25 protein-coding genes are annotated in these 22536 nt (G+C 72.6%); 13 read left to right on the top strand and 12 right to left on the bottom strand.

The features are described from left to right. The first annotated feature begins 46 nt into the window (after window positions 1-46). Window positions 47-946, top strand: coding sequence for a GNAT family N-acetyltransferase (locus tag OO54_RS15685; protein WP_033203621.1), 900 nt, complete (start codon window positions 47-49; stop codon window positions 944-946). Window positions 947-1023: 77 nt separating this feature from the next. Here the strand turns inward: OO54_RS15685 and OO54_RS15680 are convergent, their stop codons facing one another. Continuing rightward, window positions 1024-1647: a LysE/ArgO family amino acid transporter gene (locus OO54_RS15680; protein ID WP_033203619.1), complete on the bottom strand. Its 624-nt coding sequence runs from the start codon at window positions 1645-1647 to the stop codon at window positions 1024-1026. Between the two features lie 69 nt (window positions 1648-1716). Here OO54_RS15680 and OO54_RS15675 point away from each other — a divergent pair, with 69 nt between their 5' ends. After that, window positions 1717-2652, top strand: coding sequence for a LysR family transcriptional regulator ArgP (locus OO54_RS15675; protein WP_033203617.1), 936 nt, complete (start codon window positions 1717-1719; stop codon window positions 2650-2652). A 241-nt stretch (window positions 2653-2893) separates the two neighbouring features. On the opposite strand, the gene OO54_RS15670 is transcribed toward OO54_RS15675, so the two are convergent. From OO54_RS15670 to OO54_RS15660, 3 genes are read right to left on the bottom strand one after another with little or no spacing between them, the layout of a single operon-like run. Beyond that, window positions 2894-3559: a response regulator transcription factor gene (locus OO54_RS15670; RefSeq protein ID WP_033203615.1), complete on the bottom strand. Its 666-nt coding sequence runs from the start codon at window positions 3557-3559 to the stop codon at window positions 2894-2896. Continuing rightward, entirely contained in the window at window positions 3556-4830 is a 1275-nt protein-coding gene (locus tag OO54_RS15665) for a sensor histidine kinase (protein ID WP_051786975.1), read from the bottom strand. Before OO54_RS15665 ends, OO54_RS15670 begins: the two co-directional genes overlap by 4 nt. 7 nt (window positions 4831-4837) lie before the next feature. Then, window positions 4838-5605 (bottom strand): DUF998 domain-containing protein, encoded by a 768-nt coding sequence (locus OO54_RS15660; RefSeq protein ID WP_033203612.1) that lies wholly within the window; start codon window positions 5603-5605, stop codon window positions 4838-4840. A 247-nt stretch (window positions 5606-5852) separates the two neighbouring features. Between OO54_RS15660 and OO54_RS15655 the strand changes: the two genes are divergently transcribed. Genes OO54_RS15655 through OO54_RS15645 form a run of 3 tightly spaced genes read left to right on the top strand, consistent with a single transcriptional unit; the run spans window position 5853 to window position 7119 of the window. Continuing rightward, window positions 5853-6155, top strand: a complete 303-nt coding sequence (locus OO54_RS15655) for a hypothetical protein (RefSeq protein WP_033203611.1) — start codon at window positions 5853-5855, stop codon at window positions 6153-6155. Between the two features lie 44 nt (window positions 6156-6199). Then, window positions 6200-6508: a DUF2087 domain-containing protein gene (locus OO54_RS15650; RefSeq protein WP_033203609.1), complete on the top strand. Its 309-nt coding sequence runs from the start codon at window positions 6200-6202 to the stop codon at window positions 6506-6508. Continuing rightward, window positions 6508-7119, top strand: a complete 612-nt coding sequence (locus OO54_RS15645) for a LysE family transporter (RefSeq protein ID WP_033203607.1) — start codon at window positions 6508-6510, stop codon at window positions 7117-7119. Before OO54_RS15650 ends, OO54_RS15645 begins: the two co-directional genes overlap by 1 nt. 35 nt (window positions 7120-7154) lie before the next feature. Here the strand turns inward: OO54_RS15645 and OO54_RS15640 are convergent, their stop codons facing one another. Continuing rightward, a complete protein-coding gene (locus OO54_RS15640; RefSeq protein ID WP_033203606.1) occupies window positions 7155-7526 on the bottom strand; it encodes a peptidoglycan-binding domain-containing protein in 372 nt (123 codons plus the stop codon). A 189-nt stretch (window positions 7527-7715) separates the two neighbouring features. On the opposite strand from OO54_RS15640, the gene OO54_RS15635 reads away from it, so the two are divergent. Then, window positions 7716-9080 (top strand): amino acid permease, encoded by a 1365-nt coding sequence (locus OO54_RS15635; protein WP_033203605.1) that lies wholly within the window; start codon window positions 7716-7718, stop codon window positions 9078-9080. Here the strand turns inward: OO54_RS15635 and OO54_RS15630 are convergent. Beyond that, entirely contained in the window at window positions 9034-9711 is a 678-nt protein-coding gene (locus OO54_RS15630) for a TetR/AcrR family transcriptional regulator (protein WP_033203602.1), read from the bottom strand. The genes OO54_RS15635 and OO54_RS15630 overlap by 47 nt on opposite strands. A gap of 149 nt (window positions 9712-9860) precedes the next feature. After that, on the bottom strand, window positions 9861-11087 hold the full coding sequence (locus OO54_RS15625; RefSeq protein WP_033203600.1) for an MFS transporter: 1227 nt from the start codon (window positions 11085-11087) through the stop codon (window positions 9861-9863). A gap of 233 nt (window positions 11088-11320) precedes the next feature. Here OO54_RS15625 and OO54_RS15620 point away from each other — a divergent pair, with 233 nt between their 5' ends. Both OO54_RS15620 and OO54_RS15615 read left to right on the top strand, forming a co-directional pair. Then, window positions 11321-11899 carry an NADPH-dependent FMN reductase gene (locus OO54_RS15620; RefSeq protein WP_033203833.1) on the top strand — a complete coding sequence of 193 codons (579 nt, stop codon included), beginning with the start codon at window positions 11321-11323 and terminating at the stop codon, window positions 11897-11899. Further along, on the top strand, window positions 11896-12684 hold the full coding sequence (locus OO54_RS15615) for an MBL fold metallo-hydrolase (RefSeq protein WP_033203598.1): 789 nt from the start codon (window positions 11896-11898) through the stop codon (window positions 12682-12684). The genes OO54_RS15620 and OO54_RS15615 overlap by 4 nt, the downstream gene beginning before the upstream one ends. 36 nt (window positions 12685-12720) lie before the next feature. Here OO54_RS15615 and OO54_RS15610 read toward each other — a convergent pair whose 3' ends face one another. Continuing rightward, a complete protein-coding gene (locus OO54_RS15610) occupies window positions 12721-13023 on the bottom strand; it encodes a hypothetical protein (RefSeq protein ID WP_033203597.1) in 303 nt (100 codons plus the stop codon). Window positions 13024-13202: 179 nt separating this feature from the next. On the opposite strand from OO54_RS15610, the gene OO54_RS15605 reads away from it, so the two are divergent. Next, window positions 13203-13847 (top strand): dihydrofolate reductase family protein, encoded by a 645-nt coding sequence (locus OO54_RS15605; protein ID WP_033203592.1) that lies wholly within the window; start codon window positions 13203-13205, stop codon window positions 13845-13847. Window positions 13848-13930: 83 nt separating this feature from the next. On the opposite strand, the gene OO54_RS15600 is transcribed toward OO54_RS15605, so the two are convergent. From OO54_RS15600 to OO54_RS15585, 4 genes are all read right to left on the bottom strand, one after another. Next, on the bottom strand, window positions 13931-15010 hold the full coding sequence (locus OO54_RS15600) for a hypothetical protein (RefSeq protein ID WP_033203590.1): 1080 nt from the start codon (window positions 15008-15010) through the stop codon (window positions 13931-13933). Between the two features lie 275 nt (window positions 15011-15285). Beyond that, window positions 15286-15567 (bottom strand): metal-sensitive transcriptional regulator, encoded by a 282-nt coding sequence (locus tag OO54_RS15595; protein ID WP_051786974.1) that lies wholly within the window; start codon window positions 15565-15567, stop codon window positions 15286-15288. Between the two features lie 82 nt (window positions 15568-15649). Continuing rightward, window positions 15650-17917 carry a heavy metal translocating P-type ATPase gene (locus tag OO54_RS15590; RefSeq protein ID WP_033203586.1) on the bottom strand — a complete coding sequence of 756 codons (2268 nt, stop codon included), beginning with the start codon at window positions 17915-17917 and terminating at the stop codon, window positions 15650-15652. 273 nt (window positions 17918-18190) lie between these two features. Continuing rightward, a complete protein-coding gene (locus OO54_RS15585) occupies window positions 18191-18475 on the bottom strand; it encodes a heavy-metal-associated domain-containing protein (RefSeq protein WP_033203584.1) in 285 nt (94 codons plus the stop codon). A 192-nt stretch (window positions 18476-18667) separates the two neighbouring features. Between OO54_RS15585 and OO54_RS15580 the strand changes: the two genes are divergently transcribed. The 4 genes from OO54_RS15580 (at window position 18668) to OO54_RS15565 (ending at window position 22455) form a co-directional block, all read left to right on the top strand. Next, on the top strand, window positions 18668-19642 hold the full coding sequence (locus OO54_RS15580; protein ID WP_033203582.1) for a hypothetical protein: 975 nt from the start codon (window positions 18668-18670) through the stop codon (window positions 19640-19642). 88 nt (window positions 19643-19730) lie between these two features. Further along, window positions 19731-20342 (top strand): IS607 family transposase, encoded by a 612-nt coding sequence (locus tag OO54_RS15575; RefSeq protein ID WP_033203831.1) that lies wholly within the window; start codon window positions 19731-19733, stop codon window positions 20340-20342. After that, window positions 20339-21769, top strand: a complete 1431-nt coding sequence (locus tag OO54_RS15570; protein ID WP_033203580.1) for a zinc ribbon domain-containing protein — start codon at window positions 20339-20341, stop codon at window positions 21767-21769. Before OO54_RS15575 ends, OO54_RS15570 begins: the two co-directional genes overlap by 4 nt. Continuing rightward, a complete protein-coding gene (locus OO54_RS15565) occupies window positions 21766-22455 on the top strand; it encodes a copper homeostasis protein CutC (protein ID WP_033203829.1) in 690 nt (229 codons plus the stop codon). Before OO54_RS15570 ends, OO54_RS15565 begins: the two co-directional genes overlap by 4 nt. Window positions 22456-22536: the final 81 nt, after the last annotated feature.

The following is a 22536-nucleotide window of genomic DNA, read 5'->3' as shown; positions in this document are numbered from 1 at the left end:
TTTCTGACCGGGAGCGCTCCAAGCAGCTTGTATCCCGGAGGAATCCATGACCGATCTGGTCATTCGCACGCTTTCCGCGAGCGACGCTCATCTCTTCGACGCACTCCCCGACCCGCTGGGCGCCCGTGAGGGTCATCGGCGTACCCGGTTCCGCCCCGAGTGGAAGCGCGTGGCGCTGCGCGACGGCGAGGTCGTCGCGCGGGGCGCGTGGTGGGGCGGGCCCGACGACTCGGAGCCCGTGAACATCAACTGGTTCGACGTGGCCGAGGGCGAGGAGGAGGCGGGGGCCGAACTCCTGCGCTCCGCTCCCTGGCGGGTCGAGCTGGAGATCAACCTGCCCGGCGGTTGGCGGGAGGAGCCCGAACTGCTCGCCGCCGGCGAGGCGCGCTTCGCCGCCGCGCGAGCCGCGGGGTACGAGCCCCTGGTGGAGCGCTTCCTGTACCGCTGGACCCCGGAGGGCGGTCTGCCCGAGCGACCGGGACGCCTGCGGTTCGGCGCCGAACCCGACGACGCCGTGTTCTTCGACGCGTTGCGCCGCATCCACTCCGTCACCCTGGACGCCCACGCGTTGAGGGCGATCGAGGAGGGCGGCCTCGACCGGGCCGCCCAGGAGGAGCTCGACTTCTTCCACTGGTGCCCCTCCCCTCGGGAGTGGTGGCAGGTCGCGCGCACGCCGGAGGGCGACCTGGCGGGCATCCACATCCCCGCCCACAACCCCTCCGGGCCGACCGTCGGCTTCATCGGGGTCGTCCCGGAGCAGCGCGGCCGCGGCTACGCCTACGACCTCCTCGCGGAGTGCACCCATTTCCTCGTCGAGCAGGGCGCGGAGTTCATCAGCGGAGCGACCGACCAGGGGAACTTCCCGATGGCGGCGAACTTCGCCAGGGCCGGCTTCCCCGTCGAACGAGAACGCATCAACTTCCACCCGACGGGCCACGCGGGCTAGGCGGTGTCTTGTCGATCAGGCCGGATCAGGGAGCGGCGCCGGGCGTCGCGGCCCCGGCCTGATCGGCAGGACACCCCTCAGACCCCGGCGAGCAGCATGCCGCCCATGGCGAGCATGGTCGCCGCGACGAGGCCGTCCAGGACGCGCCAGGCCTTCGGGCGGGAAAGGACGCCGCTGAGGAGGCGGGCGCCGAAGCCGAGGGCGAAGAACCAGGTGAGGCTGGCGAGGGCGGCGCCGATGCCGAAGGCCCAGCGGAGGTCGCCGCGGTCGGAGGCGAGCGAGCCGAGGAGGAGGACGGTGTCCAGGTAGACGTGGGGGTTCAGCCAGGTCATCGCCAGGGCGGTGAGGACGACCCGGCGGGCCGAGGCGGCGTCCGGGCCGGCCGCCGTCAGGGCGGCGGACGGGTCGGGACGCAGGACGCGGCGGGCGGCGAGGAAGCCGTAGGCGAGCAGGAACGCGCCGCCCGCCAGGCCCACCGCGGTCAGGGCGGCCGGCCACGCCGTGACGACCGCGCCCACGCCCGCCACGCCGAGCGCGATGAGCACCGCGTCCGACACCGCGCAGATCGCCACGACCGCGAGGACGGCGTGGCCGCGGGCGCCCTGGCGCAGGACGAAGGCGTTCTGGGCGCCGATGGCCACGATGAGGGAGAGTCCCGTGCCGAATCCGGCGAGGACGGCGGCGAGAAGGCTGCTGGTCATGACCTCGACCGTAGGATTCCCCGCCGGATGAGTACAGCTAAAGATTCTTAAGTACCCTTAGCCATACTTATGGATGAGCTTCCCCTGGACCAGGTCCGGACCCTGCTCGCGGTCGTCGACGAGGGCACCTTCGACGCCGCGGCCGCCGCCCTGCACGTGACCCCCTCCGCCGTCAGCCAGCGCGTCAAGGCCCTGGAGCAGCGCACGGGCCGGGTGCTGCTGATGCGCACCAAGCCGGTGCGTCCCACCGAGTCCGGCGAGGTGGTCGTACGGTTCGCCCGCCAGCTGGCGCGGCTGGAACGCGACGCCAGCGCCGAACTCGGCCTGGCCGCCGAACAGGGCCCGGTCCGGATCCCCGTCGCGGTCAACGCGGACTCCCTGGCCACCTGGTTCCTGCCCGCCCTCACCCGCGTCCCCCAGGACCCGCCGATCTGCTTCGAGCTCTACCGGGAGGACGAGTCCCACACCACGGCCCTGCTGCGCGAGGGCCAGGTGATGGCCGCCGTCACCTCGTCGCCCGACCCGGTGGCCGGCTGCACCGTACGACTGCTCGGCTTCGCCCGCTACCTGGCCGTGGCCTCGCCCGACTTCGCCGCCGCCCACCTCACGGGCTCCCTCCCGGACGACCTGTGCGACGCCCCCACCGTCGTCTTCGACCGCCGCGACCGCCTCCAGGACACCTTCGTACGCTCCCTCACCCGCGGCCGTTCCGACGCCTCCCGCATCCGCCACCTCGTCCCCACCTCCGACGGCTTCCGCGACGCCGTCGCCTTCGGCCTCGGCTGGGGCCTCGTACCCGAACCCCAGGCCACCCCCCTCCTGCGCTCCGGCCGGCTGGTCGAACTGGCACCCACGCGCCCCATGGACGTACCGCTGTACTGGCAGCAGTGGAAGCTCGACTCGCCCGCGCTCTCCACCGTCGCCGACGTCGTGGCGACGGCCGCCGCCGAGGCCCTGGCGGGCCGGAAGGACCAGCAGGCGGGCGAGGCCCGGCCGGAAGCCTGACGCCGGGCCCGTCGGACGCGCGCAGCGGTCAGGAGGACCGCCGCCCGGGCGCCGCCGACGTACTGATGATCCGCACCGCCCCTCGCGGCGTCAGACTCGCCCGCTCCTCCGGACTCGCCGTCCAGCACTGCCCCACCGCGGCCTCCCACAGATACCCGCTCGTACGCGATCTGACCTCTCCGGCGACGTCCCGGCCCCTGCCGCGTGGCGGGGGCCTTCGTCGTGCCGGAGCCCGGGGGTGTCAGCCGCCGACGCGGATCAGGCCGGTCTCGTAGGCGAGGATGACGAGTTGGGCGCGGTCGCGGACGCCGAGTTTGGCGATGGCGCGGGTGACGTGGGTCTTGGCGGTGAGGGGGCTGATGAAGAGGCGGGCGGCGATCTGGTCGTTGGAGAGGCCGGTGGCGATGAGGCGGGTGGCCTCCAGTTCGCGGGCGGTGAGGACGGAGAGGCGGTCGGCCGTGTCGGTGGGGGCGGCGGGACGGTGAGCGAACTGCTCGATCACGCGGCGGGTCGCGCCGGGTGAGAGCAGCGCGTCGCCGGCGGCCACGGAACGGACGGCCTGGCGGAGGTCGTCGGGTTCGGTCTCCTTGGTGAGGAAGCCGCTCGCACCGGCGCGGAGGGCCGAGAACACGTACTCGTCGGTCTCGAACGTCGTGAGGACGATGACCCGGCAGGCCGCGAGATCGGGATCCTCGGTGATGGTCCGGGTGGCGGTGAGGCCGTCGGTCCCCGGCATGCGGATGTCCATGAGCACGACGTCGGGGCGGAGGGCGCGGGCCGCGCGTACGGCCTCGTCGCCGGTGCCCGCCTCGCCGACGACCTCGATGTCCTCGGCGCGGGCCAGGAGGCTGCCGAATCCGGCCCGTACCAGTGCCTGGTCGTCGGCGAGGAGCACCTTGATCGTCATGGCCGGAAGCCTGGCACAGGGATGTGGGCCCGCACGAGCCATCCGCCGACCGGTTCGTGGTTCGTCTTCTCGTGCGTGTCGCGGGTTCCGGCGGAGAAGGTGCCGCCGAGGGTCCGTACCCGCTCGGCCATGCCGCGTATGCCGTGCCCGGCTGATGCCTCTGGTGTCCCTGGTGTCTCTGGTGCATCCGAGGGGACCGGAGCGACCGAGGTGACCCGTGCGACCCGTGCGACCGCGCGGCCGTCGTCGGTGACGCTCACCTCCACGTGACCGTCGCCGTACCGGATGGTGACGTCGGCCCGGGAGGCGTCCGCGTGGCGGGCGGTGTTGGTGAGGGCTTCCTGGACGACGCGGTGGACGGCGAGGGAGACCGGGGCGGGGAGGGCGGTGAGGTCGCCGGAGGTGGCGAGCCGGATGTCGAGACGCGGTGAACGCATGCGGTCGACGAGGGCGGCCACCTCGGGGGCGCCCGCTGCGGGGTGTTCCACCGGGTCCTCGCCCGGGGCGCGCAGGACGTGGACCAGGGCGCGGAGGTCGCGTACGGCCTCGGTCCTGACCTGCTGGGCGGTGGCGAGGGCGGTGCGGGCCTCGTGCGGGGAGTCGTCGAGGGCTTCGGCGGCGACCCGGAGGTGGAGTCCGACGACGGTGAGGGTGTGGCCGACGACGTCGTGGAGTTCGCGGGCGATGTCGAGGCGGGCCTCCGCGATGCGGCGGCCCGCCTCCAGGTCGCGTTCGCGGGCGGCGCGCAGCAGGCGCTCGTCGAGTTCGGCGCGCCAGCGGAGGCGGTTCCGGTAGGCGGTCGCGGCGGCGAGGAGCGCGGCCAGCCACAGCGCTTCGGCGCCGAGCGAGGCGAGGGCTTCGCGCCTGGTGGCACCGCCGGCCGTGGTCAGCCACGTGGCAGCGAAGGCCAGTTCCACCAGGCCGACCGCCACCGCCCAGGGGAGGCCCGGGCGGCCGGGCCGGTCGTCGGCGGCGAGGGTGGCGTACGCGACGGAGAGCGGCCACACCCACCCGGTGTCGGTCAGTCCGGACGTGTGGAACACGACGACGACCTGCACGCCGAGGAGCAGCACGGTGAGCGGCCACCGCCGCCGTCCCAGGAGGAGCAGCCCCAGCCACAGCGCCAGCGGCAGCGCCCCCGCTTCGTCGAGCCTGCCGCCGAACCGGGCGGTGCCCGCCAGGACGCCGACGGCGGTGACGATCGCGAGGGCGCCGTCGACGAACCGACCCGCGTGGGGGCCGGTGGGGAGGGCGGTGGCGGGTCGGTCCATGCGCCGATCATGCATGACGGTCCTGCCCCGCCTCGGCGCGAGCGGCCGGGTGGTTCACGGCGTCCGACGGGCCCACCGCGCCTGCCGTACCTGCCATGTCTGCCGTACCTGCCGTACCCGCCTTGCCCTCCCCGCCCACCGCCACCAGCGCGAGCGCGAGCCACGCCAAGTCGGCGGCGATGACGAGTCGTTCGGCGAGGCCGACGAGGGTCGGGGCGGAGCCGAGGCCGAGGGAGGGGCCGCCGTCCATCACGTCGATCAGGAAGACGGCGAGCACCGTCGTGGTCGTGATCGAGGCCCGGGTGAGGGCCTTCAGGGCGGTGCGCAGACCGGGTCTGTGGGCCGTCGGCATGCGGCGGCGGAGGAGGACGGCGGCCGTCGGGAGGGCGGCGAAGGCGAGGAACGCGGCGTTGCCGTGGACGAGTTCGGAGGGCGAGGGGCGGTGCCAGTGGCCGGGCGGGTCGGCCGGGAAGAGGCCCGCGACCAGGATGCCGAGCGTCCACACGACGAGCGCGGCCCGGCCCGCCCGGCCGGTCCCGGGGCCGAGCCGTGCCGCGAGGACGGCGGAGGCGGCGCCGACGGCCAGCAGCGCCGCCGGGAGCAGCCCGCCGGCCGTGCCGTGCACGTACCGGCTGAGCGTCTCGCTCACCAGGTCGTACTCCGGGTTGAGCATCTCCACCGCGACCATCGCCAGGGCCCCGACGCCGATCAGGGCGAGCGGGGCCCGTACTCCCGCGGCTGTCCTCGCCGGTCGGGCCGTTCTCGTCATCGCCATGCCGTCCTCCTCCTCGGTGTGCGGTTCGTTGCGGTGCTCCAGAACCTACGGAGGGACGGGGGACGCCCTCGACCTCCCGACGGGGACATCCGGACCTGCACCGTTCGGTGTCGTCGGCCGGGCCGTCTGCACCGTTCGGTGTACGCGGCGGGTCGGTCTCGCTCGTTCGGGGGCTGCCGTCGTGCGGGGGTGGGGGGTGGCTGGTGTGCTGGTCGGGATCCCTCCCCGGACGTACAGGAGCACGCGCATGGAGATGAAGAAGGGCGTCGTCGTCACCGTGGAGATTCCCGGTGGGACGCAGGAGCAGTACGAGAGGACGACGCGGCTGATCCAGGGGGCGGAGTGGTTTCCGCCGGAGGGGCTCATCGCGCACTCGTCGGGGCCGGACGGGGCCGGGGGGTGGCGGATCGTGGACTTCTTCGACACGGAGGACCACTTCCTGTCGTTCGTGGAGAAGGCGAGGCCGTTCTTCCAGGAGACCGGGATGCCGCCGGTCATGCCGAAGATCCAGGAGGCGGTGAACGTGATGGTGCGGCCCGAGCCGAAGTGAAAATGCTTTGCGGGGCGGGGGCGTCGGGAGTCACCCTCTCGGGCATGACCAGTCATCCTTCCCGCCCCGTCGCGGACCTGTTCTCCGCCGACGGGCGCCTCAAGGCGATTCCGCGCAGGCCCGCACGCCGCGAGGCGCTGCTCGCGCACCTCGCCGAGACCCTGTTCGAGGCGGACCGGACATACCGTGAGCCCGGGGTCAACGAGGCCCTGAGCACGGTGCACGAGGACTTCTCGGCCCTGCGCCGGTACATGGTGATCGGCGGGTTCCTGGCCCGCACGAAGGACGGGGCGGACTACCGCCGACAGCAGCGGCCCGGCTCCCCCGGAGGTGCGATCCCCGCCGTCGTGTGATGGGCGGGGCGGTCGTGGCCGGGCTGTTGGCCGGCTACGGCATCGCGATCCCGGTCGGCGCCGTCGGCGCCCACCTGGTGGCGGTCGCGGCGCGTTCCCCGTGGCGTACGGGTGCGGGCGCGGCGCTCGGCATCGCCGCGGCGGACGGGCTGTACGCCCTGCTCGCGGTGCTCGGCGGGGCGGCCCTGGTGCCGGTCATCGCTCCGGTGGCGACCCCGCTGCGGTGGGTCTCGGCCGTGGTGCTCGTGATCCTGGCCGTCCGCTCCGTCCGGGCGGCGGTCCGCACGCATCGCTCAGGCCCTGAGGCGGCGGAGGCCCCGCCGCCGGCTCCTCGGCGCGCTTTCCTCACCTTTCTGGGGATCACGGTGCTCAACCCCATGACGGTGGTCTACTTCGCCGCCCTCATCCTCGGCGGACACTCGACGACGGGCGCGGCCGAGGCGACGGCCTTCGTCGTCGCGGCCTTCGCGGCCTCGGCGAGCTGGCAACTCCTCCTCGCCATGGGCGGCACGCTCCTCGGCCACCTCGTCACGGGCCCCCGGGGCCGTCTGACGACGAACCTTGCCTCGGGGGCCCTGATCGCGGCGCTGGCGGTGGGGCTCGTGGTGTGACCCCCCCGGACTGGGTAAGGAGCTCCGGTGAGAACCTAGTTGCTGGGGATGTAGTAGTCGCAGCCGGTGCCGTTGCCCCAGTTGGTCGCGTTGAGGAGTGCGGTGCCCGTCTCCGGCCCCACGATTCCGTCCGCACTCAGGCGCTTCCACTTCTGGAAGGCCCTGATCGCGCCGTCGGTGTCCGGGCCGAAGAGGCCGTCCTCGGCAATCGGGTGGTAACCGGTCTGCCACCACACGTCGTTGAAGAGGTCCTGGAAGCACCCCACCCCTTCCCGGGTGTTCGGCTGCCCGTAGCCGATCCACTCTGCCCAGGGGTGGGCCTGCGCGGGGGCGGCCCACGCGCCCAGGGCGAGAGCGGCGCTCGCCGCGACGAATGCGAGTCGGGCCATCGGTGTCTTGAACTTCACGTGCGAATCCTCGATTCCTGAAGGGTGCCGGCGTGGCCGACCGCCCCACACCCCCGTACCGGGGCGACCGCCCTCAGCCTTCCGCTTCCCTCCAACAACCCACCAACAGAAGATCAACGATCTCAAGGCCCGGAACGGCTTGCCTGGGGGCGGGAGTACGCGTCAGGCTCCTGCGCTGATCGTCCGGAGGTGGTCCGGGCGGCGGCGGAGTCAGGGGGAATCGTGACGGGGCGGGTACTGGGGTCGGGGCTGCGGCAGCGGCATCTGGCGATGATCGCGCTGGGCGGGGCGATCGGGGCCGGACTGTTCGTGGGGTCGGGGTTCGGGATCGCGGCGGCGGGACCGGGGATTCTGGTGGCGTACGCGCTGGCCGGGGTGCTGACGGTGCTGGTGATGCGGATGCTGGGCGAGATGTCGGCGGCGCGGCCGGTGACGGGATCGTTCGCGGAGCACGCGCGGCAGGCGTTCGGATCCTGGGCGGGGCTGCTGGCCGGGTGGATGTACTGGGCGCTGCTCGTGGTGAGCGTGGCGGCGGAGGCCGTCGGGGCCGCGCACATCGTGGGCGGCTGGGTGCCGGGGGTGCCCGGCTGGGCGTGGGTGGCCGTCTTCATGACCGTGTTCACCGTCAGCAACCTGGCCGGGGTGCGGAACTTCGGCGAGCTGGAATTCTGGTTCGCGGGCCTGAAGATCGCCGCCATCGGAGGCTTCCTCGTGCTCGGCGCGGTCGTGGTCGCGGGCCTGTTCCCCGGTCATCCGTCACCCGGCTTCGCCCACCTCACCGGCGACGGCGGCTTCCTGCCCCACGGATGGCACGGCGTGGCCGTCGGCATGGTCGCGGCCGTGTTCGCCTTCGGCGGCCTGGAGACCGTGACGATCGCGGCGGCGGAGTCCGACGACCCGGTCCGCGCCGTGCGCACCGGCGTGCGGTCCGTCATGTGGCGCGTGTCCGTCTGCTACCTGGGCTCGATGGCGGTCATCGTCACCCTCGTCCCGTGGAACGCGCCCGGCGTCGCCGACGGCCCGTACGCCGCCGTGATGGACCGCATCGGCGTCCCCGGCGCGGCCGACCTCATGAAGGCCGTCGTGCTCGTGGCCCTCCTGTCGGCGATGAACGCCAACATCTACGGTTCCTCGCGCATGCTGTACGCCCTGGTCGGACGCGGCGACGCACCCCGCGCCCTGGGCCGGCTGCGCGACGGCGTGCCCTACGCGGCCGTCCTCGCCTCCGCCGCCTTCGGCTTCGCCTCGGTCGTCCTCAGCCTGCTCTGGCCGCGTACGGTCTTCCCGTTCCTGCTCAACTCCATCGGCGCCGCGATCCTGCTCGTCTGGGCCCTGATCGCCGCGTCGCACCTGCGGCTGCGCGGCCCTTCCGTACGGGCCTGCCTCGCCCTCGCGGGCATCGGCGCGGTGCTGCTCTTCATGCTCGGCGACGCGGCCAGCCGCACCCAGCTCCTGACCACCGGCGGCTGGGCCGCCGCCCTGCTGGCCTGGGCGTGGATCCGGGGGCTCAGGAGCGCGCGTACCGGGCCAGGAACAGATCCACTCCCGAGCTGATCACCCGCGTCAGCTCGGCGTCGTCGATCTCGGCGTCGGGCGAGAAGGTACGGACGAGCTGCGGCACGCCCAGTGTCGCCGCCACCAACTGCTGCACGGCCAGCGCCGGATCCGGCGCGTCGAGCGTCCCGCGCGCGTTCAGCTCGGTGAAGGCCTCGACGAGCGGACCGTTGTTCATGTCGTAGCTCACCCGGTACCAGAGCTGCCCCAGCTGCGGGAAACGGTCTATCTCGCCGATCACCAGCCGCCGCAGCGACATGATGTCCGGCCGCAGCAGGATCCGGGCCCAGTCGGTCGTCAGCCTGATCAGCGCCGCCCGCAGGTCCGGCGCCTCCGCGATGGTGGAGTTGGACGGCTCCAGATCCGCGTACGTCTTCGGCAGCACCCCGCCGATCACCGCCAGGAACAGCCGCTCCTTGCTGCCGAAGTGCTTGTAGATCGTCGCCTTCGAGACGCCCGAACCCCGGGTGATCGCGTCCATCGACGCCGCCGAGTAGCCCTCGGCGAGGAACTCGGCGAGCGCCGCGTCGATGATCGCCTGCCGCTTGCGCGACGCCGCGTCCGCGGGGTCCGGGATGATCGGGATGCCGTACTCGTCGATGGCGTCCTGGGTCTCGGCTCCGGCTCCCATGGGATGTCCTTACGCGGGGTGACGACGGGGGGTGAAGGGGAACCGTCAGTATATGAACTGAACGGTTTGGTCTGCAAAGGCCGATGAGGGCTGTGGGTCGTGGGCTGGGGGCCGGGGGCCGGGGGCTGTGGGCCGGGGGCCGGGGCTCCTCACGTGGCCAAGGCCGCCAGCGCCGGGCCCGCCGCCACTCCCGTCAGGAACGCCAGGTTGAAGAGGCTGATCGCGAGGCCGTGACGGGCCGGCGGCAGGCCGCCGGTCGCGGCGCCCGTGAGAAGGCCCTGGCCCCCCGCGGTGACGAGGGCGCTCATCCCCGAGCCGACGAGGACGACCGCCGGCCACGGCGCGGCGAGCGCGAGGACCAGGGCGCCCAGCGAACCGATCCCCAGCACGACACGGACCCGCCGCGCCCCCAGTACCAGCGCCGACCGGATCAGCAGCCACGACAGCAGCGCCCCGGCGAGCGCCGCCAACGACGCGACCGCGCCCGTCTGTACGGAACTCCAGCCCGTGAGGGCGGCGACGCGGCGCGGAGCCGCGTACAGCAGACCGAAGTTGACCGTGGAGACGGCGAGCATGAGGCCGGCGGCGCTGCGGAAGCGGCGGTTGCGGAGGATGTCGAGGGGGAGGGCCGGAGGGCGAGTGGACGGGGGAGCGGGAGCGCCCGTGGGAGCAGCGGTGGGGGTGCCGGTGGGAGCGCCCGTGGGGGTGCCGGTGGGGGTGCCGGTGGGGGTGCCGCTCGTGGCGTGAGGTGAGGAGCGGCGTGGGGCGGGGCGTGGGATGTACCTCGGTTCCTGTCCCCGATCCGCCAGGCGGAGGGCCGGGGGGAGGGCGAGGAGGCTGAGGAGGGGGAGGACCAGGGCGGCGCGCCAGTCGAGGGCGCCGGCGACGGCCGCGCCGGCGAAGAGGCCGACGGTGCCGCCGGCCGCGCTGCCGATGGCGACGAGCCCGGGGGTGCGGCCGGTGGAGTCCCGGCCGGCGAGCTGGAACGCGGCGACGTTCAGGCCGGCCGCGCCCGCCGCCTCCAGGGCGCGCCCGGCGACCACCAGGGGCAGGGTGGGGGCGAGGAGGACGAGTGCGGCGCCGAGGACGACGAGGACGGCGGCGGCCCGTATGACGCCCGCGGGCCCGTGCCGCCGGCCGGCCGTGGCCGACAGGAGCGGGGTGCCGGCCGCCATGCCGAGCCCGTACGCCGTCATCAGCCAGGCCGCCGACGCCGGGGAGACGGCCAGTTCGCGGGCGGCCTCCGGCAGGGCGAGGCTCGGACCGGACACGCCCATCGCCGCGGGCGCGGCGAGCGCCGCGAGCAGTAGTCCGGTGCGGGTGCCGCCGCGTGGGCCGGCGGCGCGTACGGGCGTCGGCGTCGACACGGTGCTCATGCCGGTATCCGTCCCGTCAGGACGTCCCTCGTGCGGAGGGGGCGGGTGACGCGGGCGACGGCCCGCCCGGTGGCGGGGTCGATCACGAAGGAAGCCATGCCTCGAATGAACTACACCATTCAGTTCACTGTCAAGACTGAACTGTTCGGTTGACAGACTGAACCGACCTGTTTAGTTTCTTGGTCGTCGAGTCCGGCGCCCGCCGCGGCTCACCCGACGAACTGGGGGTTCCCATGTCCGCGTCCTCGATCCTCGCCATCTCCGGCTCGCTCCGCGCCGACTCGCACAACACGCAACTGCTCCGCGCCGCACAGAAGTTCAACCCGGGCGGCATGGACATCGAGATCTACGACGGCCTGCGCGACATCCCGCCGTACGACCTCGACCTCGACACCCCCGACCTGCGGCCGGCCGCCGTCCAGGAGCTCCGCCGCCGCGTCGCCGAGGCGGACGGCCTGCTCATCGCGACCCCGGAGTTCAACTACTCCATCCCCGGCGTCCTCAAGAACGCCCTCGACTGGCTGAGCACCGACTGGACCCGGACCGAAGGCCTCCCCATGCGCCTCAAGCCCACCGCGATCCTCGGCGCCGGGCCGGGCGCCTTCGGCACCGTCCGCGCCCAGCTCGCCCTCCGTCAGATCCTCGTCTGCACGGACAACGACGTCGTCGTGAAGCCCGAGGTCCACGTCTTCCGCTCCCACGAACGCTTCGACGCCGACGGCAACCTCACCGACGAGGACACCATCACGCTCCTCCAGGACCTCCTGACCGCCCTCCGCTCCAAGACCGAAGGGGCGGCGACCCGCGCATGACACCCTCCGCGCCCGCGACCGTGACGTACGTCGGGACCGCGACGGTCCTCCTCCGCCTCGGCGGCCTCACCGTCCTCACCGACCCCGCCTTCGACGAGGCCCCGGCCGACTATCCGGGGGCGCGCCCGCTCCACCGCACCACCGGCCCGGCGCTCGCCGCCGACCGGCTGCCGCCCGTGGACCTGGTCCTGCTCTCGCACGACCAGCACGCCGACAACCTCGACCACACCGGCCGCGAGGTGCTCGCCCGGGCGGCGACGGTCCTCACCACCCCCGAGGCGGCCGAACGCCTGGTCGACGACGGCCTGACGAAGGGCCGGATCGAGGGCCTCGCGCCCTGGGAGAGCCGTGAGGTCACCGCCGGCGGGACCACGGTCACCGTCACCGCGACCCCGGCCCGCCACGGACCGGAAGGAACCGAGCACGTCACCGGCCCCGTCACCGGCTTCGTCGTCGAGTACGACGGAGGGACCCTCTACGTCTCCGGCGACACCGTCCGCCACGACGCCCTGACCGAGATCGGCGCCCGCTTCGCCATCGACACCGCCTTCCTCCACCTCGGCGACGCCCACTTCCCCACCACCGGCGACCGCGCCTTCTCGATGAGCGCCCACGAAGGCGCCGCCCTCGCCCGCACCCTCGGCGCCCGAACCGTCATCCCCCTCCACTTCGACTCCTGGCACCACCTGGGCGAAGACCCCGCCCGCATCCCCGAGGCCTTCGACACCCCCGACCTCGCGGGGCGCCTCCGCCTCCTCCCGCCGGGCGTAGCCGAAACGCTCTGAGCCGTACGGCCGTACGCGCTCGGGCAGCCGTCCGTCTCAGGGGGTACGGCGGGAAGCGGCCGCGAGGGCGAGGGTGCCGGTGAGGGCCAGGGCGGTGCCGGCGGCGAGGACGCCGCGGTGGGATCGCCAGGAGAGGACGGACAGGGCCGACCGGGCGGAGAGCAGGGAGCAGACGCTCGCCCAGGAGCCGACGGAGCCGATCGACATGGCGGAGCCGACCGAGCCGACGGACATGAACGAGCCGACCGAGCCGATGGAGAGGGTCGAGCCGACCGAGCCCACGGACAGGAACGAGTCCCGGGACCACAGGGACAGGGGCGAGGTGCGCTGAGTGGCCATGCGGCGATCGTAGGCAGAGCCCGGGCGCCCGGCGAGTGGGCGCGGCGGGGCCGGGGGGACCGATGAGTCCGGCGGGTTCGGGGAGTCGTCCCCGGAGAGTCGCCGCGGGGAGCCGGGGTCGTCGCGGTATCACCGTGGTCGCGGTCTCGCCGTCGTCGTGGTCCAGGAGGAGGACGTACGTGGAGCAGTTGCTGAGGGTCATGAACTTCAACGTGTCGAGTGACGGGTACGGGGCGGGGGTGGGGCAGAGCCTGGAGAGGCCGTTCGGGCATGCGGAGCCGGGGGAGATGTTCTCGTGGGCGGGGGCGACGGCGAGCTGGCCGATGCGGACGGATCCCGGGGGCAGCAGGGGGCTCGACGACTACTTCACGCGGGACTTCGCGCGGAACATCGGCGCGGAGATCATGGGCCGGAACAAGTTCGGGCCGCAGCGCGGTCCCTGGCTCGACCACGACTGGAAGGGCTGGTGGGGTGAGGAACCGCCGTTCCGGACGCCGGTGTTCGTCATGACCCACCACCCGCGGCCGTCGTTCACGCTGTCGGACACGACGTTCCACTTCGTGGACGAGGAGCCGGTCAAGGTCCTCGCGATGGCCCGCGAGGCGGCGCAGGGCAAGGACGTCCGGCTGGGTGGCGGGGCGACGGTCATCCGGGAGTTCCTCGACGCGGACCTGGTGGACACGCTGCACGTGGCGGTGTCCCCGGTGGAGCTGGGCGCCGGGACGCGGCTGTGGGAGTCACCGGACGAGCTGCTCGACCGTTTCGAGCACGAGGCGGTGGTCAGCCCGAGGGGCGGCGTGACGCACCACCTGTTCTGGCGGTGACCGGCGGCCGGTCGGCTGCCGACCGGCCGTTCCCGGTCGCGCGCGTCACGTCCGGGGGTGGGGTCGGGGGCGGGGGCGGGTGGTCAGTCGCGCCACCAGTCGAAGCGGCCGCGGTTGTCGTCGTCGGTGTCCTGCTGGTCGGTGGAGATCGTGAGGACGATGTCGCGGAGGGGGCCGGAGAGGTGGTCGGCGAGGGCGCGGCCGGCGAGGTCGAGGTCGTTGAGGAGCGGGGTGTACTCGGCGGCGATGGTGCTGCCGACGGAGCCGCTGGCGGCGAGGGCGTCGAGGTCGTAGAGGGCGCGGGCGAGGGCGGTCGTGGTGTCGCCGCGGATGGTCTCGGCGACCTTGATGAGGCCGTCGGCGGCGCGCTTGTGCTCGTCGTGGTCGACGAAGACGTTCCAGCTGCCCGCGTTCGTCCCGCCGACGGGGCCGGGCGCCGGACCGAAGGGCGAGCCGAAGGGCGAGCCTCCGGTCCCGGAGCCGATGCCGTCGGGGAGGTCGTTGCCGGAGCTGCCGCGGATGCCGTCGGGGAGGTCGTTGCCGGAGCTGCCGCGGATGCCGTCGGGGAGGTCGTCACCGGAGCTGCCGCGGACGCCGTCGCCCACGCCGCCGCCGATGCCGCGGCCGAGGAGGCCGGAGAGGGTGGCGGGGACGGTCTCGACGGCGACGACGTTCTCGGCGGCGCGGGCGCGTGAGGCGCCTTCGCGGGCTTCGGTGAGGGTCGTCGTCACGTTGGCCTCCAGGTCCTCCCTGGCGACGTCGATGTGGCGCTGGAGTTTCGCGTCGGGGGTGGCGGTGCCGACGTCGGGGTTCATCTCGCGGAGGTACGAGACGATGTCCTTGGCGCGGCCCTTGCCGATGGCGATGGTGTCGCCGCAGCCCAGGATCTCGGAGGCGATGTCCAGGGCGGCACCGGTCGTCCGGTCGAAGCAGGCGCGGACGCGGGCCCAGTGCGCTTCGAGGGCCTTCAGCGCCTGGCCGCGGCCGCTGGAGATCAGCCGCTCGACGGCCTTGGTCGCCTTGACGCCGTCCTTCTCCAGGGACTCCCGGTAGAGGTGGAGGTGTCGGTTGGCATCGGACGACCGGTCCTCGTTCGCCTCGATCCAGGGCAGGGCGTACTGGTCCATGAGTGCCCGGTCGCCGTCCATCGGTTCGATCGCCATGCGGTAACTCCCCCTGAGCATCCGGTCATTGGTCGAAAACCGTCTCATGGGGCAGGGGTGCCGACAAGGGCTGCACGGCGGGGTGGGAAGGGGGGAGCGTCAGCCGGTGCGGGCGAGGGCGACCGCCCCCGTACGAAGGTCTGCGGCCTCGGCCTGCCCGGCGGAGCCGGTGCTCCTCCGGCGGGTGCCCGGGCCGTGTCTCCGCCCGAGCGTCAGGCTGTCCGTCGAATGGCCTTCGCCCGGGGGCGGTTGACGGCCTGTGCCACTGTCGTCCGTCAGGTCCGGATCAGCCGGGCGATCGCCTTGGAGGCCTCGCCGACCTTCTCCTTCGCCTGGTCCCCGCCCCGGGCGATGGCCTCCGTGACGCAGCAGCTGAGGTGCTCGTCCAGGAGGGCCACCGCGCAGGACTGCAGGGCCGCGTTGACGGCGGAGACCTGGGTGAGGACGTCGATGCAGTAGACGTCCTCGTCGACCATCCGCTGCACCCCCCTGACCTGGCCCTCGATCCGGCGCAGGCGTCTGATGATCTCTTCCTTGTGCTGTCCGTAACCGGCCACGACGGGCTCCTCGGAAATTCGGCGGGGAGGGGCGGGTCCGCCGGTGGAATCACCGGCGGACCCGTCGATCGGTGGAGGTCCGTCAGCGGTCGGCGGCCTGGAAGCCCCGCAGGCGGAGGCTGTTGCCGACCACGAAGACCGAGGAGAAGGCCATGGCCGCGCCCGCGATCATCGGGTTGAGCAGTCCGGCCGCGGCGAGCGGCAGGGCCGCCACGTTGTAGGCGAAGGCCCAGAAGAGGTTCGAGCGGATCGTGCCGAGGGTCCTGCGGGACAGCCGGATCGCGTCGGCCGCGGCCCGCAGGTCTCCCCGTACGAGGGTCAGGTCGCCGGCCTCGATGGCGGCGTCCGTGCCGGTGCCCATCGCGAGTCCGAGGTCGGCCTGGGCGAGCGCGGCGGCGTCGTTCACGCCGTCGCCGACCATGGCGACCGAACGGCCCTCCGCCTGGAGGCGCTTGACGACGTCCACCTTGTCCTGCGGCATGACCTCGGCGATGACCTCGTCGATGCCGACCTCGGCGGCGACGGCCTCGGCGACCGCCTTGTTGTCACCGGTGAGCAGGATCGGGGTGAGGCCGAGGGCGCGCAGCCGCCCGATGGCCTCCGGGCTGGTCTCCTTGACCGCGTCGGCGACCTCGAGGACCGCGCGGGCCTCGCCGTCCCAGGCCACGGCGATCGCGGTCCTGCCGGCCTTCTCGGCCGTGTCCTTCGCGGCCTTCAGCTCCGCCGGCAGGGCCATGGCCCACTCTTCGAGCAGCTTCTCGCGGCCGACGAGGACGGCGTGGCCCTCGACGACGCCCTGGACGCCGAGACCGGGGATGTTGGCGAAGTCCTCGGGGGTGGGAAGGGTGCCGACCCTGGCGGCGGCGCCGGTGGCGACGGCCTGGGCGATCGGGTGCTCGGAGGAGTGCTCCAGGGCGCCCGCGAGCCGCAGGACGTCGGTCTCGTCGTCGCCTTCGGCGGTGTGGACCTTGATGAGGGTCATCCGGCCGGTGGTGACGGTGCCGGTCTTGTCGAGGACGATGGTGTCGACCTTGCGGGTGGTCTCCAGGACCTCCGGGCCCTTGATCAGGATGCCGAGCTGGGCGCCGCGGCCGGTGCCGACCATGAGGGCGGTCGGGGTGGCCAGGCCGAGGGCGCAGGGGCAGGCGATGATCAGGACGGCGACGGCGGCGGTGAAGGCCGCGGTCAGGCCCTGCCCGGTGCCGAGCCAGAAGCCCAGGGTGCCGAGCGCGAGCGCGATGACGACCGGCACGAAGACGGCGGAGATCCTGTCGGCGAGGCGCTGGGCGGCGGCCTTTCCGTTCTGCGCGTCCTCGACGAGCCTCGCCATCCGGGAGAGCTGGGTGTCGGCGCCCACGCGGGTGGCCTCGACGACCAGACGGCCGCCGGCGTTCAGGGTGGCGCCCGTGACCGAGTCGCCGACGGATACCTCGACCGGGACGGACTCGCCCGTGAGCATGGAGGCGTCGACGGCCGACGAACCCTCGACGACGGTGCCGTCGGTGGCGATCTTCTCGCCCGGGCGGACCAGGAAGCGGTCCCCGACCTGGAGTTCCGCGGTGGGTACGGTGACCTCGCGGCCGTCCCTGAGGACGGTCACCTCCTTCGTGCCCAGCTGCATCAGCGCCTTCAGGGCGGCGCCCGCCTTGCGCTTCGAGCGGGCCTCGAAGTACCGGCCGGCCAGGATGAAGGCGGTGACGCCGGCGGCGGCCTCCAGGTAGATGTTCCCGGCGCCGTCGGTACGGGCGATCGTGAACTCGAAGGGGTGCGTCATGCCGGGCGTGCCGGCGGTCCCGAAGAACAGCGCCCACAGCGACCACAGGAACGCGGCGATCGTGCCGACCGAGATCAGGGTGTCCATGGTGGCCGCGCCGTGCCTGGCGTTGGTCCAGGCGGCCTTGTGGAACGGCCAGGCGGCGTAGACGACGACCGGGGCGGCGAGGGTGAGGCTCAGCCACTGCCAGTACTCGAACTGGAAGGCCGGGACCATCGCCATCGCGATGGTCGGCACGGCGAGCGCGACGGCGGTGAACAGTCGCTGCCTGAGCGGCCGCAGCTCCTCGTCGGCCTTCTCCTCGTCGCTCGGGCCCTCGGGGGTTCCGGCGGCGGCCGGACGCTCCGGCTCGGGCTCCTTCGCGGTGTAGCCGGTGGCCTCGACGGTGGCGATCAGGGCGGCGACGTCGACGTCGGCGTCGAAGGTGACCTTCGCCTTCTCGGTGGCGTAGTTGACGGTGGCCTCGACCCCGTCCATGCGGTTGAGCTTCTTCTCGATGCGTGCCGCGCACGAGGCGCAGGTCATGCCGCCGATGGCGAGCTCGACCTGGGCGGTGCCCGGAGTGGTCGTGGTCATGAGCGTTGCTCCCTCTTCTTCGGGGCTCGGTTCACCTCCGGGGCGCTCGAGCCGGGCTCACAGGGCCGACCGTGCTCGCCCCCCTCGTTCCTCGGGAGGCTCCGCGCGCTCGACCCTGTTCCCCCGGCGCGCCCCTTCGGCTCACTCGCCGGTCCTGCGGGTGGCGCGGCTCTCGCGAGCTCGGGGCGGGGGCCGGGACCCGGGCGGAAGGGCGGGTCCCGGCGGCCGGGGTGGATCGGGTGGTACGGGGTGGCGTGCGTCGACCGGGACCGGTCAGGCGCGGCCGGTCAGCCCGTAGCCCGCGTCGTCGACGGCCGCGGTGATCGCGGCGTCGTCGGGTTCGCCGCCGGTGGTCACGGTCACCAGGCCGCCGGCGACGTCGACGTCCACGGAGATGACGCCGTCCAGCGCGCCGACGGACCTGGTGATCGCGGACTTGCAGTGGCCGCAGGTCATGCCCGAGACCGCGTAGACGGTCACGGTGCTCTCGGCGATCGCCACGGCGGTGGTGTCGGCGCTGGTGGAGCAGCTGTTGTCGGGGGTGCAGCAGGAGCCCATGGTGTCCTCCGTCGGTCAGGATCACTGGATACCCTTGGGGGGTATCTCGTCGTCGGTTCCATGTATACCCCCCCACGGTATCGGCCGCAAGGGTCGAACCGACTTGACTTGATACCCCCCAGGGGTATCGTGAAGTGCATCGAACGGCCATCAGGGCCTCGCAGGCCCCCGCTCACGCACGGGAGAGCAGCCATGAACACCGGAGTGAAGATCACCGCCTTTGCCGCCGCCCTCGCCGCGACCTTCGGAACCGCGTACGGCGTCGGCAAGGGAGTCGGGCCCGTCGAGGAGCCGAGGAAGGCCGAACACGGCGACCACGCCACCGCCCCCGCACCCTCGAAGACCCCCGCGGCCGACGGACACGCCGGCCACGACGAGGGCGCCACGACCGCCGCCCCCGCCGACCTCCCCGGCGGCCTCCAGGTCTCCCAGGACGGCTACACCCTCGCCCTGGACACGCCCACGCCCCCCGCGGGCCGCAGCGTCCTCAAGTTCTCGATCAAGGACGCGACCGGCCGGAATGTCACCGCCTTCACCACCGAACACGGCAAGGAGCTGCACTTCATCGTCGCCTCGCGCGACCTGAACACCTTCCGCCACCTCCACCCCGTCAAGGCCGCGGACGGCACCTGGTCCGTCGACGCGGACCTCCCCGCCGCCGGCGGCTACAAGGCCTTCGCCGACTTCAAGCCCGCCACGCCCGGCGCCAAGGGCATCACCCTCGGCGCCGACCTCGCCGTCCCGGGCGCCCACGCGCCGAAACCGCTCCCCGCCGTCGCCCCCACCGCGACCGTCGACGGCTACCAGGTCCGGCTCGGCGGCACCCTCGACCCCGGCGAAGCCGGCGAACTCCGGCTCACCGTCACCAAGGCCGGCAAGCCCGTCACCGACCTCCAGCCCTACCTCGGCGCGTACGGACACCTCGTCGCCCTCCGCGACGGCGACCTCGCCTACCTCCACGTGCACCCGAACGAGGGCGGCCCCGGCCCCGACGTCTCCTTCACGGCCACGGCGCCCAGCCCCGGCACGTACCGTCTCTTCCTGGACTTCCAGCACCAGGGCAAGGTCCGAACCGCCGCCTTCACCGTCACCACCGGCAGCGCGAAGGCGCCCGCTCCCGCGGCCGCCGAGCCCACGGACGGTGCGGCCGGGCACGCGCACGGCTAGTCTGGTCATTGGACTAGACCTATGTTCTGGGTGGTGGAGACGTAAGGCGTCATGAATTCTTGTGCAGAGTTGTGTATTGTTGCTCGTTGTGAGCAACAACTACCGCATCGGGGAGTTCGCCGAACGCATCGGCCGGTCGGCTGCGACCGTGCGCCGCTGGGAGCGCGAAGGGCGTATCACGTCCAAGCGGACCGCCAGCGGCCAGCGATACTTCGACGACGCCGATGTGCGAGCAGCTCTGAACGTGGCATCCGCCCGGCAGGAGCGGATCACCGTTGCGTACTGCCGGGTGTCGTCACCCGACCAGAAGGACGGTCTTCTGTCTCAGGTCGCCGCCCTGGAGCAGTTCTGCCTGGCGCGTGGCATTGCGGTGGACGAGTGGCTCCGGGAAATCGGCAGCGGCATGGATCTGTGCCGCGAGCAGCTACTCGACGTGATGGACCGCATCGAGGACGGGAAGATCGGGCACCTGCTGGTTGCTCACAAGGACCGGCTGGCACGCTTCGGCTACGAGTACCTGGAACACGTGGCCCATCGGCACGGCTGCGAGCTCACGGTCGTCAACATCGAATCCCTTTCGCCTCAGCAAGAGCTGGTCGACGACCTGCTGGCGGTCGTGCGCGCTTTCAGTCGCCGCGTGGACGGTCTGGGCGACGTCGAGAAGGTGCTGCGAAGCGAGTCGGGGGGTGCCCTCCGGTGAAGGTCACCCGCATCGCGTACAGCCGAGGCCTGAACGCGGGCAAGTGTGAGCAGCTCGAAGAGCAGGCCAGGCGTCTGGGATCGGTGCGGACCCGCGTGTGGCGTCAGTACGGTTCTCTGAACGGCGTCGGCAAGACCGACCGCATGATTCGCGACCAGTGGATGAAGGACGGCACCGCCCGCGGCTTCCGCGTTCCGGCGAACGCGTGGAAGGAGACCGTGCGGGACGCCTTCGCCGACATCAGGGCGAACCGCGAGGCTGCGAAGGTCCCCGTGCGGAAGGCGATCTCGCATCGCTTCGCAGACGAGGGACCCCGCAAGCGACAGCACGTCGCGCTCACATACGACCGCTGGACAGAGGATCCCTATCTGTCTCGGATGATGCGGTGCCACTGGCATCGAGGCAGTAGCGCCGTACGAAACCAGATCGTGGTGCGCTCCGACCAGTTCCGCACCTACACCCTGGTCGAGGGAGGGAACGTGTGGCTCTCCGTTCCGTCTCTGGTACAGCGGCGGACGATCGCCATACCGCTGAACACCACCGTCGCGCCGACCGGGACCCTGCGGCTGATCCTGCGCGACGGCCGGGTAGAAGTGCACTACGTCATCGACGGCCGACAGCCGAAGTCCTCCCGACGTCCTTGCGGCTCACGCGAGATAGGTGTGGACAAGGGGTACTCCGAGGTTCTCGTCGACTCGGACGGGCGGCATCACGGCGAAGCTCTTGGTGAACTGCTGCGTGCGGAGTCGGACTTCCTCAAGGCGAAGACCGCCCGTCGAGCCAGGATCCGTGCCATCGCCGAGCGAGCCCGCGAAGAGGGCGACGCCGCCAAGGCCGACAGTATCCACCGCAACAACCTCGGCACCGTCAAGCGGATCAGGCGCCGGCGTCGTTTCGAAGGGATCGCTCGATGTGTCACGTTCACGGCCGTCCATGCGGTCGTGGACAAGGCCGAGCATGTCGTAGCGGAAGACCTCCCCCGAAGCTTCCCGGCCCGGAAGAGGCTGGGCAAGGACGCCAACCGTCGCCTCGCCGCCTGGACCAAAGGTGTCACGGCCGAGGCGCTGGCGAACGTGTCGGAGCGCAGAGGTTCTGCGCTGACACTGGTCGATGCGGCCTACACCTCACAAGTCGCTCCCTGCTGCCGCATCCTCGGCAAGCGTCAAGGGGACCGACTTCACTGCACTCGGTGCGGGGCGGTGTGGCAGGCGGACCATGCGGCAGCGATCAACGTCCTGGAGAGGCACGGAGACCCCGACATCTCCCTGTTCACCCCTTTCACGCGGGTGAAGCAGATCATCCAGGAACGGGACGATCGCCGACGGACCAGACTGCCGGTCCAGGACTCCAGAACCACGGTGCGGAGAGCGAACCATCCGAACCGAACAGCACGCACACGGAACAGGAAGCAGGAATGGGCTCGATGAGCAACCGTGCAGTCCTTGAGGTGATCGCCCTCGACGAGGAGGACGCGGTCGCCGCCCAGACCGGCGGCGCCGACCGGCTCGAACTCGTCACCGACATGGCGGCGGACGGGCTCACACCGTCCACGGCGTCGTTCGCGGCGATCCGCGCCGCCGTGGACATCCCGCTGCGCGTGATGCTCCGCCTCACCGACGGCTTCGCCGCCGGAGACGTCGACGCCCTCGTCGGACGAGCCCAGGAACTGCGGGCCGCCGGCGCCGACGAATTCGTCCTCGGCTTCCTCACCCCCGACGGCGAACCCGACCTCGTCGCCGTCGAACGGCTCATCGCCGTCCTCGACGGCTGCCGCTGGACCTTCCACCGGGCCATCGACCGCGCCGCCGACCGCGACGGGCTCCGCAAGCGGCTCGCCGACCTCCCCGGCCTCGACACCTACCTCACCGCCGGCTCCCCCACCGGCGTCGACGACGGCCTCGCCACCCTCACGGCCGAAGCCGCCCGCACCCGCGAACCCGGCTACGAGCCCCAGATCCTCGTCGGCGGCGGCCTCCGCCTCGACCACCTCCCCACCCTCCGCGCCGCCGGCCTCACCGCCTTCCACATCGGCGGCGCCGCCCGCCCCCACGGATGGGCCGCCCCCGTCTCCCCCGACGCGGTCCACACCTGGCGCCAAGCCCTCGACGCGTAGCCCCCACCGACCCGGCCCCCGCCCTGGCCGCGCCCGCCGCCGCCCTGACTGCACCCGCCGGCCCGCGGGGGCCGCGCCCAC

Source organism: Streptomyces wedmorensis, from assembly GCF_000716445.1.
Classification (GTDB): Bacteria; Actinomycetota; Actinomycetes; order Streptomycetales; family Streptomycetaceae; genus Streptomyces; species Streptomyces wedmorensis.
This window is presented reverse-complemented; position numbering and strand designations above follow the sequence as displayed.